At 70.6% G+C, this 16296-nt stretch carries 13 protein-coding genes; 6 read left to right on the forward strand and 7 right to left on the reverse strand.

Annotation, left to right across the window (positions count from 1 at the left end; genetic code table 11):
* Positions 1–153 precede the first annotated feature (153 nt).
* On the forward strand, positions 154–801 hold the full coding sequence (locus J2Y42_RS15685; RefSeq protein WP_309860332.1) for a MarR family transcriptional regulator: 648 nt from the start codon (positions 154–156) through the stop codon (positions 799–801).
* Here J2Y42_RS15685 and J2Y42_RS15690 read toward each other — a convergent pair.
* The gene (locus J2Y42_RS15690; protein WP_309860374.1) at positions 689–2269 is read right to left on the reverse strand and encodes an SDR family oxidoreductase; all 1581 of its coding nucleotides are present in this window, start codon (positions 2267–2269) and stop codon (positions 689–691) included. The genes J2Y42_RS15685 and J2Y42_RS15690 overlap by 113 nt on opposite strands.
* Before the next feature lie 91 nt (positions 2270–2360).
* Between J2Y42_RS15690 and J2Y42_RS15695 the strand changes: the two genes are divergently transcribed.
* On the forward strand, positions 2361–2702 hold the full coding sequence (locus J2Y42_RS15695) for an ATP-dependent DNA ligase (RefSeq protein WP_309860334.1): 342 nt from the start codon (positions 2361–2363) through the stop codon (positions 2700–2702).
* A gap of 67 nt (positions 2703–2769) precedes the next feature.
* On the opposite strand, the gene J2Y42_RS15700 is transcribed toward J2Y42_RS15695, so the two are convergent.
* Positions 2770–3681 carry a sigma-70 family RNA polymerase sigma factor gene (locus tag J2Y42_RS15700; RefSeq protein ID WP_309860336.1) on the reverse strand — a complete coding sequence of 304 codons (912 nt, stop codon included), beginning with the start codon at positions 3679–3681 and terminating at the stop codon, positions 2770–2772.
* A gap of 307 nt (positions 3682–3988) precedes the next feature.
* Between J2Y42_RS15700 and J2Y42_RS15705 the strand changes: the two genes are divergently transcribed.
* Positions 3989–5410 carry an MFS transporter gene (locus J2Y42_RS15705; RefSeq protein ID WP_309860376.1) on the forward strand — a complete coding sequence of 474 codons (1422 nt, stop codon included), beginning with the start codon at positions 3989–3991 and terminating at the stop codon, positions 5408–5410.
* 93 nt (positions 5411–5503) lie between these two features.
* On the opposite strand, the gene J2Y42_RS15710 is transcribed toward J2Y42_RS15705, so the two are convergent.
* Complete coding sequence (locus J2Y42_RS15710) at positions 5504–6475, reverse strand: DNA topoisomerase IB (protein ID WP_309860338.1); 972 nt, start codon at positions 6473–6475, stop codon at positions 5504–5506.
* Positions 6472–7404: a Ku protein gene (locus tag J2Y42_RS15715; RefSeq protein WP_309860340.1), complete on the reverse strand. Its 933-nt coding sequence runs from the start codon at positions 7402–7404 to the stop codon at positions 6472–6474. The genes J2Y42_RS15710 and J2Y42_RS15715 overlap by 4 nt, the downstream gene beginning before the upstream one ends.
* A 99-nt stretch (positions 7405–7503) precedes the next feature.
* Between J2Y42_RS15715 and J2Y42_RS15720 the strand changes: the two genes are divergently transcribed.
* The gene (locus tag J2Y42_RS15720; protein WP_309860342.1) at positions 7504–9948 is read left to right on the forward strand and encodes an ATP-dependent DNA ligase; all 2445 of its coding nucleotides are present in this window, start codon (positions 7504–7506) and stop codon (positions 9946–9948) included.
* A gap of 73 nt (positions 9949–10021) precedes the next feature.
* Here J2Y42_RS15720 and J2Y42_RS15725 read toward each other — a convergent pair whose 3' ends face one another.
* Both J2Y42_RS15725 and J2Y42_RS15730 read right to left on the reverse strand, forming a co-directional pair.
* Complete coding sequence (locus tag J2Y42_RS15725) at positions 10022–11323, reverse strand: MFS transporter (protein ID WP_309860378.1); 1302 nt, start codon at positions 11321–11323, stop codon at positions 10022–10024.
* Positions 11324–11472: 149 nt separating this feature from the next.
* Positions 11473–11916 (reverse strand): hypothetical protein, encoded by a 444-nt coding sequence (locus tag J2Y42_RS15730; protein WP_309860344.1) that lies wholly within the window; start codon positions 11914–11916, stop codon positions 11473–11475.
* 151 nt (positions 11917–12067) lie between these two features.
* Here J2Y42_RS15730 and J2Y42_RS15735 point away from each other — a divergent pair, with 151 nt between their 5' ends.
* On the forward strand, positions 12068–13642 hold the full coding sequence (locus tag J2Y42_RS15735) for a phosphatase PAP2 family protein (RefSeq protein ID WP_309860346.1): 1575 nt from the start codon (positions 12068–12070) through the stop codon (positions 13640–13642).
* A 44-nt stretch (positions 13643–13686) separates the two neighbouring features.
* Here the strand turns inward: J2Y42_RS15735 and J2Y42_RS15740 are convergent, their stop codons facing one another.
* Entirely contained in the window at positions 13687–14880 is a 1194-nt protein-coding gene (locus J2Y42_RS15740) for a citrate synthase (protein WP_309860348.1), read from the reverse strand.
* 31 nt (positions 14881–14911) lie between these two features.
* Here J2Y42_RS15740 and J2Y42_RS15745 point away from each other — a divergent pair, with 31 nt between their 5' ends.
* Entirely contained in the window at positions 14912–16153 is a 1242-nt protein-coding gene (locus J2Y42_RS15745) for a citrate synthase (protein WP_309860350.1), read from the forward strand.
* Positions 16154–16296: the final 143 nt, after the last annotated feature.

The following is a 16296-nucleotide window of genomic DNA, read 5'->3' on the forward strand; positions in this document are numbered from 1 at the left end:
CGGCAGTCTGTGCCTCAGCAGTCTGTGCGTCAGGAGTGTGTACGTCAGGAGTCTGTGTCTCGGGGTGCAGCTGTGTCATACCCGGGCTCCCTTGTCTAGCTTGGGTAGCAAATAACCTAGCACGATTCTTACGGATAGGAATAGGATGTCCGCATGACACCGGCTCGGGATGACGCGCGACGCGACGCACGCCGCATCTCCGCTTCCCTCACCGATCCGCGCGTCATCGACCCGCGCCAGGAGCTCGTCCGCCACGACGACCTGAGCGAGGAGGAGCTGGCGCAGATCGTCCGGCTGCTCGCGGCGATGCGCGAGTGGCGCGACGCCGACCAGCGGCTCAGCTTCGAATCGCGCACCCACATGAAGCTCAACGAGACCGACATGCGGGCCCTGCGGTACATCATCGCGTCGATGAACGCCGACGTCCCGGTCACCGCCGGGGCACTGTCCGACCACCTGCACATCTCGACGGCGTCCACGACGAAGCTGCTCGACCGCCTGGAGCGCGCGGGCCACGTCGTCCGGCGCCCGCACCCCACCGACCGTCGTGCCGTCACCGTCGAGATCACGCCGGAGACGCACCGCGAGGTCCGGCGGACCATGGGGCTGCAGCACGCCCGCCGCTTCGAGGTGGTGCGTTCGCTCAGCCCCCAGGACCGTGACACGGTGACCCGCTTCCTTCGCGACCTCAGCGAGACGACGCTGGCGTCGGTTCCTGCTGCGGGTTCGGGCGACCCGGAGACGGCTGCGCAGGACTCGGATCCGCATTCTGCTGCCGCATCGGACGCGCGACGCGGCTAGCCGCCTTCGGGTGCTCCGCCTCGTACACGATGCGGTTGGCCATCCCGTTGAAGATCACGCCGTGGAACGGCAGGATCGCGAACCAGTAGAGGCGGCCGGAGAGACCGCGCGGGAAGAACACCGCGCGTTGGCGATACTGCGATCCCCCACCCTCGCGCGGACGGACCGCGAGCTCCAGCCAGGCACGCCCGGGGACCCGCATCTCGGCGCGCAGCCGGAGACTCCTCCCCCGCTCGATCCGCTCGACCCGCCACCAGTCGAGCGCGTCGCCGGTGTTCAGGTGATCGGCGTCGCGGCGTCCGCGGCGGAGGCCGACGCCTCCGACCAGCTTGTCCGCCCAGCCGCGCAGCGCCCAGGCGAGCGGGAACGAGTACCAGCCGCGCTCCCCGCCGATCCCCTCGACGACGCGCCACAGCATCTCGGGATCGGCGGTCGAGTCGCGCTCGCGCAGGTCGGTGTAGACGGTGTGGCCCGACCACTCGGGGTCGCTCGGCAGCGGATCGCTGGGTGCTCCGGCCACCGAGGCGTCCTGCCAGCTGGTCTCCACCTCCCCCGACCGTTCGCGCGCCAGGGCGAGCCGCACGGCCCTGCGGTAGGGCGTCAGACCCTCCGGCGGCGGCGGGATGACGGCGTCGATGTCGTGCTCGCGCATCACGCAGTCGTACTGCAGCGACTCGATGATGGGCACGGCGAGACTGCGCGGGATGGGCGTGACCAGGTTGACCCACTGCGACGCCAGCCACGGCGTGAACACCGGGAGGGAGGCGATCGGCCGTTGCGGCAGCCCCGCCTCCAGGGCGTACGCGTTCATCATCTGGCCGTAGCGCAGGATGTCCGGTCCGCCGATGTCGAAGGCGCGCGACACGTCCGGCGGGAGCTCCGCCGCCTCGAGCAGATAGTGCAGGACGTCGCGGATGGCGATCGGCTGGATGCGGTTGCGCACCCAGCGCGGCGCCGGCATGTACGGCAGCACCTCCGTCAGGTGCCGGATCATCTCGAACGACGCGGACCCGGAACCGATCACCACGCCCGCCTGGAACACGACGGTCGGGACGCCGGAGTCGAGCAGGATGCGGCCGACGGCCACCCGCGAGCGCAGGTGCCGCGAGAGCTCGCCGTCCGGGTGCAGGGCGCCGAGGTACACGATGCGTCGCACGCCGGCCGCCCCCGCCGCCTCGGCGACCGTGCGGGCGGCGGCGGACTCCTCCTCATCGAAGTCGCCGCGAGCCCGCATCGAGTGGACGAGGTAGTAGACGACGTCGACATCCCGGACGGCCCGCGCGACGGCGTCGGCGTCGTGGAGGTCGCCCTCCATCACCTCCACGTCGCCCGCCCAGGGCACATCCGTCAGCTTCTGCGGCGAGCGCGCCAGCACCCGCACATCGTGGCCGCGGGCGAGCAGCCTCGGGACCAGGCGACCTCCGATATAACCGGTGGCGCCGGTGACCAGGATGCGGGACGGGCTCATGCTGCCGACAGTACGCCCGTGGGCGAACATCCGGGTGTGGCAGCCGTATGCCGTCGCCAGAACCGGGGTGACCATCCTGTACGTTTTTGCTATGGGAAAGCTCGTCTACGGTGGCACCACCGAGATCGGTTTCGAGGACAGGGTTCTGGCGCACCTGCAGATCGTCATCGGCCTGAAGCTCCGCCGCAAGGAGGGCTTCTTCTTCTCCTGGCGCGACGAGCAGGGCGTCGGCGACGGTCGGAGCGCGATCTGGATCGACCCGGCCATCCCGCTGCTCTTCCGCTACAGCGGAGGCCGGTACCCGCGCATCAACAAGACCTGGCTGGAGCAGCTGACGGCGTCGTCGAACAGCTCGCAGGGCCTTCAGCTGACCGAGGAGATCGGCGCGCTGGGCGCCGACGAGGTCGACGCGGACTCGCCTCCGGGGCGCTGAGCGCATCCGCACGCGGAAGGACCCCGCATCCGATCGGATGCAGGGTCCTTCTTCTCGTGCTCTCGCTCTAGCGCAGGTACTCGAGCAGCTCCGGGCAGCGGAGGCGCTTGAGGCTGCGGGTCTCGAGCTGACGGACGCGCTCACGGGTGATGCCGTACACCTCGCCGACCTCGTCGAGGGTCATCGGCTTCTGCCCGTCGAGACCGAAGCGCATGCGCACCACCTTGGCGTCGCGCGGCGGCAGCTCGCGGAGGCGCTCCTCCAGGTCGCGGTGACGGAACTCCACCTCGACGGCCTCCGGCGGGCCGGCGAAGTCCCCGTCCTCGATCAGGTCGCCGAGCTCGGCGCCCTCGTTCTCGCCGACCGGCACGGCCAGCGAGACGGTCTCCGAGTCGCTCATCTGCAGCTTGTGGACTTCGGCGGGGTCGAGGTTCGAGGCCTCGGCCATCTCCTCCAGGGTGGGCGTGCGGCCCAGCTCCCCGCCCAGGTCGCGGCGGATGCGGTCCAGCTTGTCGATCTTCTCCACCGTGTGCACGGGGATGCGGATGAGGCGGGCCGTGTCGGCGATCCCGCGGAGGATCGACTGGCGGATCCACCAGGTGGCGTAGGTGGAGAACTTGTTGCCCGTGCGGTAGTCGAACTTCTCGACGGCGCGGACGAGACCGAGGTTGCCCTCCTGGATGAGGTCCATCACGGGGAGGCCGCGGCCGGCGTAGCGCTTGGCGATGCTCACCACCAGGCGGAGGTTCGCCTCGATGAAGCGCTCGAACGCACGCTTGCCGTCATCGGCGAGGTACTGCAGTTCGCGCTTTTCGCGGGGGGTCAGGTTCGGGCGGATCGCCAGCCGTTCTCCGGCCAGCACTCCCACCTCGATCCTCTTGGCCAGGGCGACTTCCTCGTCGGCGGTCAGCAGCCGCGTGCGGCCGATGGCGTTGAGGTAGTCCCGTACCGGGTCGCTGGTAACTTCGAGCGTCGTCATCGTGTCATCCCATTCAGCCCGTGTACGCACGGGCGACCTCGTTTTAAGTGCTCTCAGTTCGGGTGTCCCACGTCGCCTTCCGGGTCGGTGGTTCGTTAGCCACGATAAGCAATGGACCCCGTACCCCAACAAGGGGTTGACAGGGGCACCGACGGTGCGCTACCTGCCGTTGGAGCAAATCAATCTCGGTTTGTCAAGGCTCTCCCTTCGGATACACAGCACCCGTACAGTCCCCCGAGTGACAGCTCACACATCGCAGAGGAACGCGGCGTCGCTGAAGACGATCCGCACAGCCATCCCCGCTCGCATGGACCGCCTCCCCTGGTCCCGCTTCCACTGGCTCGTCGTCGTCGGACTCGGGACCGTGTGGATCCTGGACGGCCTCGAGGTGACCATCGTCGGAGCCATCGGAAGCCGCCTGACCGAACCGGACAGCGGCCTCGGCCTCACCACCGCCCAGGTCGGACTCGCGGCGGCCATCTACGTCGCCGGAGCCTGTACGGGCTCGCTGGTGTTCGGCTATCTCACTGACCGGTTCGGCCGGAAGAAGCTGTTCATCATCACCCTGGGCCTCTACCTGGTGGCGACGGTGCTGACCGCGTTCGCCGTCACCCCGTGGATGTTCTTCCTGTTCCGGTTCTTCACCGGCGCGGGCATCGGCGGCGAGTACGCGGCCATCAACTCCGCGATCGACGAGCTCATCCCCGCCCGCCGGCGCGGACTGGTCGACCTCGCCATCAACGGGTCGTACTGGCTCGGCACCGCGTTCGGCGCCATCCTCACCGTGTTCCTGCTGAACACCGACATCTTCGCCCCGAACATCGGCTGGCGGATCGCGTTCGGTCTCGGCGCGGTGCTCGGCCTCGTCATCCTGCTGGTCCGCCGCAATGTGCCGGAGTCGCCGAGGTGGATGTTCATCCACGGCCGCGACGAGGAGGCCGAGAAGCTCGTCGACGAGATCGAGGAGAGCGTCGAGAAGGACACCCACCAGAAGCTCGAGGCCGTGCCCCGCGATCGCGAGATCGAGATCCACCAGCGCCGGTCCACCGGTTTCGGCGAGATCGTCCGGGTCGCGATCACCCAGTACCCGAAGCGGTTCGTGCTCGGACTCTCGCTGTTCATCGGCCAGGCGTTCCTCTACAACGCCGTGTTCTTCACCTACTCGCTGGTGCTCACCAAGCTGCTCAACGTGCCGGACGACGTGGCGCCCTGGGCGCTCGTCCCGATCGCGATCGGCAACTTCCTCGGGCCGTTCCTGCTCGGGCACCTGTTCGACACGGTCGGCCGGAAGTTCATGATCACCCTCTCGTACGTCGGCAGCGGCGTCCTGCTGGTCGGGACGGCCATCCTGTTCGACTCCGGGGTGCTGGACGCGTTCTGGCTCACCGCGTGCTGGATGGTCGTGTTCTTCTTCGCGTCGGCCGGTGCCAGCGCGGCGTACCTCACCGTCAGCGAGATCTTCCCGATGGAGACCCGGGCCATGGCGATCGCGTTCTTCTACGCGGTCGGAACCGGCATCGGCGGCATCATCGGCCCGATCCTGTTCGGGAACCTGATCGAGGGCGGCATCCACTCGGTGGTGATCGGGTACTACATCGGGGCCGGGCTGATGATCGCGGCCGGGCTCGTGGAACTGTTCCTCGGCGTGAACGCGGAGGGCAAGTCGCTCGAGGAGATCGCGTCCCCGCTCTCCGCCTCGACGAAGGCGCAGGAGCCCTCCAAGCGCTGACCCCGTCCCCAGCCGCCAGCTCCTGAGTTTTTCGCCCCCGCGACGGCGTGTCGCGAGGAAAAACTCAGGAGCTGTTGGCGTGTGAGGGGCGTGTCAGCTGGTCGAGAGGAGCTCGAGGAGGGCGGGCTCGGGAGCGCGGCCACCGGACGTGTCGATGACCTCGCCGCTGCGATAGCGGTCGAAGATGCGCGGGTCGATGTAGCTGTTCCGCGCGATCGCCGGGGTGTTGCCGAGGGCGGCGGCCGCCTCGTTCACGGCGGCGCTGATCCGCTTCTTCCTCTGCGAGTCGGAGCCGGCGACACCCAGCTCGGCGAGCGCCTCCGCCGCGACGATCGTGCCGTGCAGCGTCCGGAAGTCCTTCGCGGTGAACTCGCCGCGCGTCTGCCGCCGGATGTACTCGTTCAGAGACGCCGGGCGGATCGCGTGCCAGGTGGTGTCCTTCCACGACAGCAGCCGCGAGCGCTGGCCGCGGAGCGCCTGGATCTGCCGCAGCAGCTCCGCCAGGTCGGCGTCGGTGATCGTGCTCGTCCACTTCTGCGCCGACTTCGCGGGGAACGTCAGCGTGATGTCGTCGTCCTCGATGCGCGCGTGACGGCAGAGCAGGGTCGTCAGCCCGCGGCTGCCATTGGCGTGCAGGTACTCCTCGCTGCCGATCCGGACGCTGCCGAGGTCGATGATGCGGAAGGCGGCGGCGAGGATGCGGTCGCGGCCGAACCCCTCCTCACGGAGGTCCATGGTCACCTTGCGGCGCGCCGACGGGAGGGTCTCGGCCAGCTGCGCGGCCCGCTCGAACTTGACGCGGTCCTGGTGCAGCCTCCACGAGTCGTGATAGCGGTACTGGCGGCGGCCGGCCTGGTCCGTGCCGACCGCCTGGATGTGCCCGCGGGCGTCCGGCGAGATCCACACATCCTGCCAGGCGGGAGGGAGCACGAGCGACCGGATGCGCTCCAGCTCCCGCTCGTCGACGATCGTGTTGCCCGCCTCGTCCTCGTACACCGGTCCCGAATCCGTCATCCGCCGGTGGTAGCCGGGGCCGGACGGGTTGCTGCGCTTCAGCCGCGTCACGCGGGCTTCTTCGCAGACTTCTTGGCCGGGGCCTTGCGCGTGGATGCGGTGGACGACTTCGACGAGGCGGACTTCGACCCGGAGGCGGAACTCTTCCGCGCCGCCGGCTTCTTCTCGCCGGACTTGTCGCCGGAGGACTTCGACGAGCGGCTGCGCTCGACGCTGCGCTGCAGAGCCTCCATCAGGTCGATGACCTCGCCGCCGCCCTTCTTCTCCTCCTCCTCGCCGAAGGTGGCGGCGGTGTCGACGCTCTCCCCCTGCTCCAGCTTGGCGTCGATGAGCTTGCGCAGCTCGTCCTGGTACTCGTCGCTGAACTTCTCCGGCTGGAAGTCGCCGGCGAAACTCTCCATCAGCGCGCTCGACAGCTGCAGCTCGCGGTCCGAGATGCGCGGGGTCTGATCGAGCGCCGGGAAGTCGGCCGCCCGGATCTCGTCGTGCCAGAGCAGCGTCTGCAGCACGAGCACGTTGCCGCGAACGCGCAGGGCGCCGAGCCGGGTCTTCTGGCGGAGGGCGAACTCCACGATCGCGGTGCGCTCCTCGTCCTCCAACGTCTTCCGCAGCAGCGCGTACGCCTTCAGCGACTTGGAGTCCGGCTCCAGGTAGTAGCTGCGGTCGAACATCAGCGGGTCGAGCTGGTCGTTCGGGACGAACTCCACCACATCGATCTCACGGCTGCGCTCCGAGGGCAGCGAGGCCATATCCTCGGCGGTCAGGATGACGGTGCGCTCCCCGTCGTCGTACGCCTTCACGATGTGCTCGTACGGGATCACCTTGCCGTCGATCTCGCAGCGCCGCTGATAGCGGATGCGGCCGCCGTCCGCGTCGTGCACCTGGTGCAACGGGACGTCGTGATCCTCGGTCGCGCTGTATACCTTCACCGGAACGTTGACCAGACCGAAGGTGATCGCGCCCGTCCAAATGGCCCTCATGTGCCCATCGTGTCCGGCAAGTGTCGCATTTTCAAGCCATGATCAGGGAATGCGCCGGAACGCATCCGCGACCGCACGGCCCGGGCGTACGGTGAGGGCATGGCCGCCCAGGACACCGAGGTCGTCGAAATCGACGGCCACCGCCTCAAGCTGACCAACCTCGACAAGGTCATGTACCCGGAGACGGGGACGACGAAGGCCGACATCTTCGGCTACTACAACGCCGTCGCCGACGCGATGATCCCGCACATCCGGGACCGGATCGCGACCCGCAAGCGCTGGGTGCACGGGGTGGGGACGCCCGACGACCCGGCGGAGGTGTTCTTCCAGAAGAACCTCGACCCGTCCTCCACCCCGGACTGGGTGCGCCAGGCGTCCATCACGCACAAGACCAGCACCAACACGTACCCGTTGGTCAACGACCGTGCGACGCTCATCTGGCTGGCGCAGATCGCGTCGCTCGAGATCCACGTGCCGCAGTGGCGGGTCGGGCGCGGCGGCGAGCGGAAGAACCCCGACCGCCTGGTGCTCGACCTCGATCCCGGCGAAGGCGTCACCCTCGTCGACTGCGCGGAGGTCGCCCGGCTGGCCCGCGCCATCCTCACCGACATGGGGCTCGACCCGATGCCGGTCACGTCCGGCTCCAAGGGCATCCACCTCTACGCCGCCCTCGACGGGTCGCAGACCAGCGACCAGATCAGTGCGGTGGCGCACGAGCTGGCACGCGCTCTCGAAGCCGACCATCCCGACCTCGTCGTGAGCGACATGAAGAAGTCGCTGCGCGCGGGCAAGGTGCTCGTCGACTGGAGTCAGAACAACGGCGCGAAGACGACGATCGCGCCGTACTCGCTGCGCGGCCGGTTCCATCCCACCGTGGCGGCCCCGCGCACCTGGCGCGAACTCGCCTCCAAGAGCCTGGAGCACCTCGACTATCGCGAGGTCATGCAGCGCCTCAAGCGCCGCGGCGACCCGCTGGCGGAGCTCTCCGCCGGCCACGGGAGCCACGCGTCGGAGCCCGACCGGCTGTCCACCTACCGCTCGATGAGGGATGCGACCAAGACGCCCGAGCCGGTGCCGGCCGAGCGGCCCGCTGCCCGGGAGGGACGCTCGTTCGTCATCCAGGAGCACCACGCCCGGCGCCTGCACTGGGACTTCCGGCTCGAGAACGACGGCGTGCTGGTCAGCTGGGCGCTGCCGAAGGGCACACCGACCGACACCAAGCAGAACCACCTCGCGGTGCACACCGAGGACCATCCGCTCGAGTACGGGAGCTTCGCGGGCGACATCCCGCACGGCGAGTACGGGGCCGGCCACGTCGACATCTGGGACCAGGGCGACTACGAGCTGGAGAAGTGGCGCGACGACGAGGTGATCGCCACGCTGCACGGCCAGCCGGACGGCGGGCTCGGCGGGGAGCCGCGCAAGTTCGCGCTCATCCGCACGGCGCAGGGCGGCGACGAGAAGAACTGGCTCATCCACCTCATGAAGACGGAGGGGCAGGACGGGCACGCGGAGCCGGAGTCGGAGCCGAAGCGTTCCTCCGCTGCCTCCTCGCGCGACCCCGGCCCCGCGATCACCGGCGACCCCGTCTCCCCCATGCTCGCCACGCTCGGCTCGCAGGCGGACGTGACAGACGAGGACGAGTGGGCGTTCGAGATGAAGTGGGACGGCATCCGGGCCATTGCGGAGGTGCGCGGCGGCCGGCTGCGGCTGACCACCCGCAACGGCAACGACGTGACCGTGACCTATCCCGACCTCGCCGGGCTCGTCGACCTCGCGGGCGACCACGACCTCGTCCTCGACGGCGAGATCGTCACCCTCAATCCGAAAGGGCGGCCCGACTTCGGGCTGCTGCAGACGCGGATGGGACTGACCCGGCCCGGCGACGTTCAGGCCGCGCTCAAGCGGGCGCCCGCGCACTACATGGTGTTCGACGTCCTGGAGGTCGACGGGAAGAAGCACACACGCGACACCTACGACGAGCGTCGCGAGCTCCTCACCGAGGTGCTGCGGCCGGGTCGAGGCGACCCGGTGCAGGTGCCGCCGGCGTTCGACGGCGACCTCGACCACGCCATCGCATCCAGCCGGGAACTCGGGCTCGAAGGAGTCATGGCCAAGCGTCGCGACAGCACCTACGCGACCGGCCGCCGCTCGCGCTCCTGGATTAAGATCAAGCACCATCTCACGCAGGAGGTCGTCATCGGCGGGTGGACGCCGGGCAACGGCCGCCGCGCGAACACCATCGGCGCACTGCTGCTCGGCATCCCGGACGGCGACACCCTGCGCTACGTCGGCAAGGTCGGGACCGGGTTCACCGACCGGGTGCTGGACGATCTCGCCGCCAAGCTCGGAGCGCACGAGCGCAAGACGCCGCCGCTGGAGGGCGTGCCGTCCGCCGACGCACGGGGCGCGCACTGGGTGCGGCCGGAGCTCGTCGGCGAGGTCGAGTTCGCCGAGTGGACCGGCCCTGGGCGGCTGCGCCAGCCGTCCTGGCGCGGACTCCGCCCCGACAAGCGGCCCGACCAGGTCGTGCGCGAGTCCTGACCACCGTCGAAGTGCACGTCGTGGCGGCTATTTCGCGCGAGTAGCGACCACTACGTGCACTTCGACGAGGGATTCAGGGGGTGGGCGCGAGCGCGTCGTAGCGGCGGAACGAGCCCTGGATGCGGGCGATCACTCCGACCAGTACGACGATCAGCAGGCCGCCGAGGAGCGGCGGGAACCAGAGGGCTCCGGTCACGGCGAGCACACCGATGTAGAGGTCGCCGAGGCGCGGGCCGCCGGTGACGACGACGGTGAACACGCCCTGCAGCCGGCCGCGCATCGCATCCGGCGCGGAGGCCTGCAGGATCGTCATCCGGAAGATCGAACTGACGTTGTCGGCCGCCCCGGAGGCGGCGAGCAGCACGGTCGCCGCGATCAGAGCGGGCAGGTTCGCCTGGACCAGGGACGCGCCGCCGCCGGCCGTGCCGGTGAACGCGACCACCGCGAGCACGATGCCGAAGCCGAGGATGCTGGCCCCGTAGACGATGATCGCCCGCTCGACCGCGCGGCCCTGCCAGCGGACGCCGCCCAGCCGCCCGGAGAAGACGCTCGAGAGCAGCGTCCCGACCGCTCCTGCCGCGGTCAGGATACCCACCGTGATCGGGCCGCCGCCGATCAGCAGCGCACCCACCGCGGGGAACAGCGCACGCGGCTGACCGAACGTCATGGCGATGACGTCGAGGACGAACGTCATGCTGAGGTTCGGCGCGGTGCGGAGGAACCGCAGACCCTCCAGCACCGAGGAGAGGCCGGCGCTCTTCCGCTCACCCTCCGGCACGATGGACGGGAGGGTGAAGATACCGAGGAACGCGGCCGTGAAGAGCACCGCATCCACCGTGTAGGTCCAGGGGATGCCGACCGTCGCGACCAGGAGGCCCGCGAGCGCCGGACCGACCGTCACCATGACGCCCATGCTGATGCCGCCCAGCGCGCTGGCGGCGGGGAGCAGACTCACCGGCAGCAGCCGCGGCGTGATCGCCTGACGGGTCGCCCCGATCATCACCCCGGCGACGGCGTTGATCGTCGTGATCACGTAGAGCGGCCAGACGACGGGGATGTGCATCCAGGCCAGGAGCGCCAGCGCGGCGGTCGACGACCACGCGACGATGGCGGTCACCAGCGCGACGGTGCGCCGGTCGAAGGCGTCGGCGAGGACGCCGCCGTAGAGCCCGAAGACGATCATCGGGAGCAGGGCGAACAGCGCCACCAGCGACACCGCGAGCGTCGAGTGCGTGAGGTCGTAGATGTGCAGGCCGACCGCGACGATGGTCATCTGCGAGCCGATGCCGGAGATGGCGCCGCCCGCCCAGAGCCGGGCGAAGGCCGGGGATTCACGCAGCGGCGAGAGGTCGACGAAGTGACGGCGCCGCGACAGCGTCTCGGCCGGTGGCGCCGACGGGTCCGCCGGCGCGGTCGGGTCGGGGAGGCCGGTCCGGTCGATGCCGGTCCGGTCGATGCCGGTCCGGTCGGGGCTCGTCCGTTCGGGGCTGGGGTGCGGGTCCGTCCCGCGCTGCCGGTCCGTGCTCAGAAGCGAGGCTGCTTGCTGAGGCGCACCGCGGCGGTCGAGAAGACGACGCCCGCGAGCATGATGACGACGGTGATCGCCTGGAGCAGCACCTGGAAGAACGGGGTGAACGGCGTCACGGAGACCCAGAGCCACAGGATCGCGCCGATGAGCGTGATCACGTAGCTGAACGTGCGGCGGGCGTAGAGCGCGTTGAGCGACACGACGGTGGCCGCGACCGAGACCTGGAAGAAGGGCAGGAAGTCCTCCGCGTTGCCGGTCCAGGTGGCCACGAGGCTCCAGATGCCGATGACGAGCGACGCCAGCACGACGATCGTGGCGAGGAGGTTGCCGAGGGCGGTCGGCAGGGTCGTGCTGAGGCTGCGGACGAGCGTGCCGTGCTCGTCGCTGCCGACGACGTCGCGCTGCTGTTCGTTGGGCTGGGAGATGACGTGCGTGCTCACGCCGTCGATCCTAGCGCCCGCGGCGACGTCGCGCAGAGGCCGTCCACAGGGCGGGTCGTGCGCAGTCGTCCACATCTCCCCGTCCTCCGCGGTTGTCCACAGACGGCGGGGATGCGCGCCTCGCCGGACCGGCTCGGCGTACGTTGGCGGTATGGCAGCATCCCGTCGTCGCACCCGATCGCGCACCTCGCGCCGCACTCCCCGGCGCCTCTCGCTCCCCGCCCGCCTGAAGCGGTGGGATGCGAGCGTCGCGTCGCGCATCAACGCGCGCACCACGGGCGCCGTGTCGGACGGCTTCTGGCGCGGCCTCACCCTCGCGGCCAATCACGGGAAGCTGTGGTTCGCTGCGGCGGCCGTCCTGGTCGCCCTGGGTCGACCGCGGGCTGCCGCTCGAGGACTCGCCTCGCTCGGCCTCGCGAGCTTCGTCGCCAATTTGGTCGGCAAGCGGCTGATCGGCGGCGACCGGCCCGCGCTCACGTCGATCCCGCTCGCCCGACGGCTGGAGCGCTCCCCCACCTCGCCGTCGTTCCCGTCCGGTCACACGGCGAGCGCCGCCGCGTTCGCCACCGGAGCGGCGCTGGAGTGGCCTGCGGCCGGCGCGGTCCTCGCGCCCCTCGCGGCGGGAGTCGGCTACTCGCGGCTGCACACCGGGGCGCACTGGCTGTCGGACGTCGCCGGAGGCGCCGCGATCGGCGCCGGGGCCGCCGTCGCGCTGAAGCTCGCCGCTCCGGCGGTGAAGCCCGTCGTGCGTCGCGACCCGCCGACGGCTCGCATGATCGACCTTCCCGCCAGCGAGACCGGCGATGGCGTCTTCATCGTGGTGAACCCGGGATCCGGTCGCGGGCTCGGCGGCCCGAAGCCGGGGCCGCTGCTGCGGGAACGGCTGCCGCAGGCCGACATCCACGAGCTCGCGGACAGCGACGACATCGGCGAGGTGATCGGACGCCGTCTCGAGGCGGAGACGCCGCCGCGCGTGCTCGGCGTCTATGGCGGTGACGGCACGGTCGCCGCGGTCGCGCAACGCGCTCGTACGGCAGAGATCCCGCTCCTGGTGTTCCCGGGAGGGACGTTCAACCACTTCGCGAAGGCCGCCCTGCTCGACACGGTCGACGCGACGTTGCAGGCACTCGCCGCGGGCTCCGGCCGCGAGGTCGATGTCGCGGACCTGACATTCGGGACGGGTGAGACGATCACGGTGCTGAACACGGCGTCGGTCGGCATCTACCCGTCGTTCGTCGAAGAGCGCGAGAAGCACGAGAAGCGGCTCGGCAAGCCGATCGCTGCGCTGATCGCGGCCATCCGGGTCGTCCGCCGCGGCGATCCCCTGGAGATCGAGATCGACGGCCGGGTGCGGACGGTCTGGTCGGTGTTCGTCGGCGTCGACCGGTACTACCCGGTCGCGGTGGCGCCGATCGAGCGGCGGCGCCTCGACGATCACCTGCTCGACGTGCGCATCCTCTTCGCCGACGGCAAGCCGCGGTCACGCGGCGCGGTCGCCCTCGCCTTCGGAGGAAGGACGGACGCCCTGGTCGCCCGGCTGCCGTTCCTGCAGGGGCCGCCCGCGCTCGAGGCGCGCACCGTCGACGAGATCACCATCGCAGCCCGGGGCGACGACCCCGGCTACGCGCACGACGGCGAGGCGTCGACCGAGACACCCGGCGACCCGCGGAAGATCACCCTCCGCGTGCGACCGGCGGCGCTGAAGGTGTACTCGCCGAAGGCGTGACCGCCACCCCGTAATGGGCCGCGGCGGCGCGACGCGGACGCCGCTCAGCGCACGGCCGCCTCCCGTGCCGGGAGCGGCTCGGGAGCAGCGGGCCCGACATAGCGCGACGACGGCCGCAGGATCTTCCCGTCGGCCGCCTGCTCCAGGATGTGCGCCGTCCACCCCACCACCCGTGCGGCGGCGAACGTCGGCGTGAACATCGATCGAGGGATGCCGCACAGCTCCATCACGACGCCCGCATAGAACTCCACGTTCGTGTGCAGCTCTCGGCCGGGCTTCAGCTCCGCGAGGAGCTCCTGCACCCGGCGCTCGACCTGCACCGCGAACTCGACGCGCGGTCCGCCGAACCCCTCCGCGAAGTCGCGCAGCATGCGCGAACGCGGATCCTCGGTGCGGTACACCGCATGTCCGAAGCCCATCACGCGGCCGCCCTCCGAAAGCGTGCGCCGCACCCACTCATCCGTCCGATCCGGCGTTCCGATCTCGTCCAGCGTGTCCAAGGCGCGGCTCGGTGCGCCGCCGTGCAGCGGCCCGGACAGCGCGCCCAGCGCCCCGCCGACCGCCGACGCGAGATCCGCCCCCGTCGACGCGATCACCCGGGCGGTGAATGTGGAGGCGTTGAACCCGTGATCGATCGCCGCCGTCATGTACGCGCTCAGCGCACGCTCCTCCTGCGGCGTCGGCTCGCGACCCGTCACCAGCTGGAGATACCCGGCGACATACCCGAGATCGTCCCGGGGCTCGAGCGGCTCGCGTCCCTCCGCGAGCGCGTGCAGTGAGGCGAGAAGGACGGGCGTGATCGCGGCGGTGCGGATCGCGTCCTCCACCCGGGCCTCCGGGCTCTCGTCGTACAGCGGACGCGCCCGGTCCGCCGCACCCACCGCGGTCAGTGCCATGCGCAGACCGGCCAGTGCATCTCCGCCCGTCGTCAGCCGCGCGATCGCCGGCAGCAGGTCACGCACCTCCGACGGGATCGATCGGGCCGCCACGATGCGGGCACGGAACGCGTCCAGTTCCAGCGAAATCGGCAGCGACCCGAAGAGCAGCAGGTGCCACGCCTCCTCGAACGTCCGCTCGCGCGCGAGGTCGACGGCCGAGTACTGCCGGTAGTGGTAGAAGCCTTCGTGACCGCGCACATCGCCGAGTTCCGTCCGCGCCGCCACCACGTTGGTGAGGCCGCGGGGAACGTCGATGAGGGTGTCGTCCATCCTGTCCATATCGGTAGTGTGAATGTGCATGCAACACATCGTCAACGTTGATCGGATCAATATGGATGCACTCCCCCGCCTGACCGCCGACCAGACCGCCGAGCGGCTCGGCGTGAAGCTGGAGACCCTGTACGCGTACGTCGCGCGCGGTCGGCTCGGACGCGAGCGCACGGCGGAGGGATCGACCTTCGACCCTCTGGAGGTCGAGCGGTTCGCGGCGAGCAGACGCCGCCGTCCATCCGCCGACGGCGGCCACTCCGAGGGTCGCCCGTTGATGGTGATCGAGACGACCTTCGCCCTCATCGAAGACGGCGAGCTGCGCTATCGCGGCCGGCCGGTCGACCATTTGGCTGCCGAGCCGTTCGAGACGGTCGCACGCTGGGCGCTCACGGGCGAGTGGGATGCGACGGCGCGATTCGCGCCCGGAGCGGGCGTCGCGGCTGCGCGGGCTGTGGCCGGCGCCCTGCCCGCTTCAGCCGGGGACCGCGACCGCCAGCTCGTCGCCGTGAGCGCCCTCGCGGCTGCCGATCCGCTGCGCGCCTCGCTCGACCCGGTTGTCGTGGCATCCGCCGCCGAGCGACTCGTGGCCGGGATGGTCGAGGTGCTCGAGCCGAGACGGCGCGACGACGGCGACCCGCGACCAGCTGCGCTCTCGGCCGGAAGCCCCGACCTCGACCTCGCCTCCCGCTTGTTCGCACGGCTCTCCCCCGCGGCGCCGTCGGCCGACGACATCCGGCTGTTCAACGCCGCCCTCGTGCTGCTGCTCGACCACGACACCGCCGTTTCGACCCTCGCCGCCCGCGCAGCGGCCTCAGCTCGCGCCACCCCGTACGGCGTCGTCGTCGCGGGACTCGGCGCGCTCGACTCGCCGCTGCACGGGAACGCCAGCCGGGCGGCGCACCGACTGCTGGCACGCGTCGTCTCGGGAGAGGACCCGGCCCGCGCGGTCGCCGATGCCGTGGTCGCCACGCACGGACCCGTTCCGGGATTCGGCCAGCCGCTCTACCCGTCGGGCGATCCGCGGGCGCGCATCCTGCTCGGGATGCTGACGGACGACTCACGCCATGCTGAGGTCACGGCGGCGGTGAGGGCCGTCAGCGACGTCGTCCGCGAGCGCACCGGCGCGCATCCCAACGTCGACCTCGCGCTCGGCGCCCTCACCCTCACGACGGGCATGAGCGACGACGCCGGCGAGGTCGTGTTCGCCACCGCCCGCACCGTCGGCTGGATCGTGCACGCCCTCGACGAGTACGCGCAGCACCCGCTGCGGCTGCGTCCAGTCGGCCGGTACGTCGGCCCGTGACGGGCGACGCCTCCCGGGAAGGCATCCGTGGGGGGGGCCACCCCCGGGCCGGGCGGGCGCAAACGGCGGGTGGGGGCCCCCGGGAAGGGGGGGCCGCCGCCCCGCCCCGGGCCCCCCCCCGCCTGCGGCGGGACGCGCCCCCC

This window comes from Leifsonia sp. 1010, from assembly GCF_031455295.1.
In the GTDB taxonomy this organism is placed as follows: Bacteria; Actinomycetota; Actinomycetes; order Actinomycetales; family Microbacteriaceae; genus Leifsonia.

Excerpts from the sequence above, each read along its gene's own strand:
- J2Y42_RS15685 (WP_309860332.1), top strand. The coding sequence starts at position 154 with ATGACACCGGCTCGGGATGACGCGCGACGCGACGCACGCCGCATCTCC.
- J2Y42_RS15690 (WP_309860374.1), bottom strand. The coding sequence starts at position 2,269 with ATGAGCCCGTCCCGCATCCTGGTCACCGGCGCCACCGGTTATATCGGA.
- J2Y42_RS15695 (WP_309860334.1), top strand. The coding sequence starts at position 2,361 with ATGGGAAAGCTCGTCTACGGTGGCACCACCGAGATCGGTTTCGAGGAC.
- J2Y42_RS15700 (WP_309860336.1), bottom strand. The coding sequence starts at position 3,681 with ATGACGACGCTCGAAGTTACCAGCGACCCGGTACGGGACTACCTCAAC.
- J2Y42_RS15705 (WP_309860376.1), top strand. The coding sequence starts at position 3,989 with ATGGACCGCCTCCCCTGGTCCCGCTTCCACTGGCTCGTCGTCGTCGGA.
- J2Y42_RS15715 (WP_309860340.1), bottom strand. The coding sequence starts at position 7,404 with ATGAGGGCCATTTGGACGGGCGCGATCACCTTCGGTCTGGTCAACGTT.
- J2Y42_RS15720 (WP_309860342.1), top strand. The coding sequence starts at position 7,504 with ATGGCCGCCCAGGACACCGAGGTCGTCGAAATCGACGGCCACCGCCTC.
- J2Y42_RS15735 (WP_309860346.1), top strand. The coding sequence starts at position 12,068 with ATGGCAGCATCCCGTCGTCGCACCCGATCGCGCACCTCGCGCCGCACT.
- J2Y42_RS15740 (WP_309860348.1), bottom strand. The coding sequence starts at position 14,880 with ATGCACATTCACACTACCGATATGGACAGGATGGACGACACCCTCATC.
- J2Y42_RS15745 (WP_309860350.1), top strand. The coding sequence starts at position 14,912 with ATGGATGCACTCCCCCGCCTGACCGCCGACCAGACCGCCGAGCGGCTC.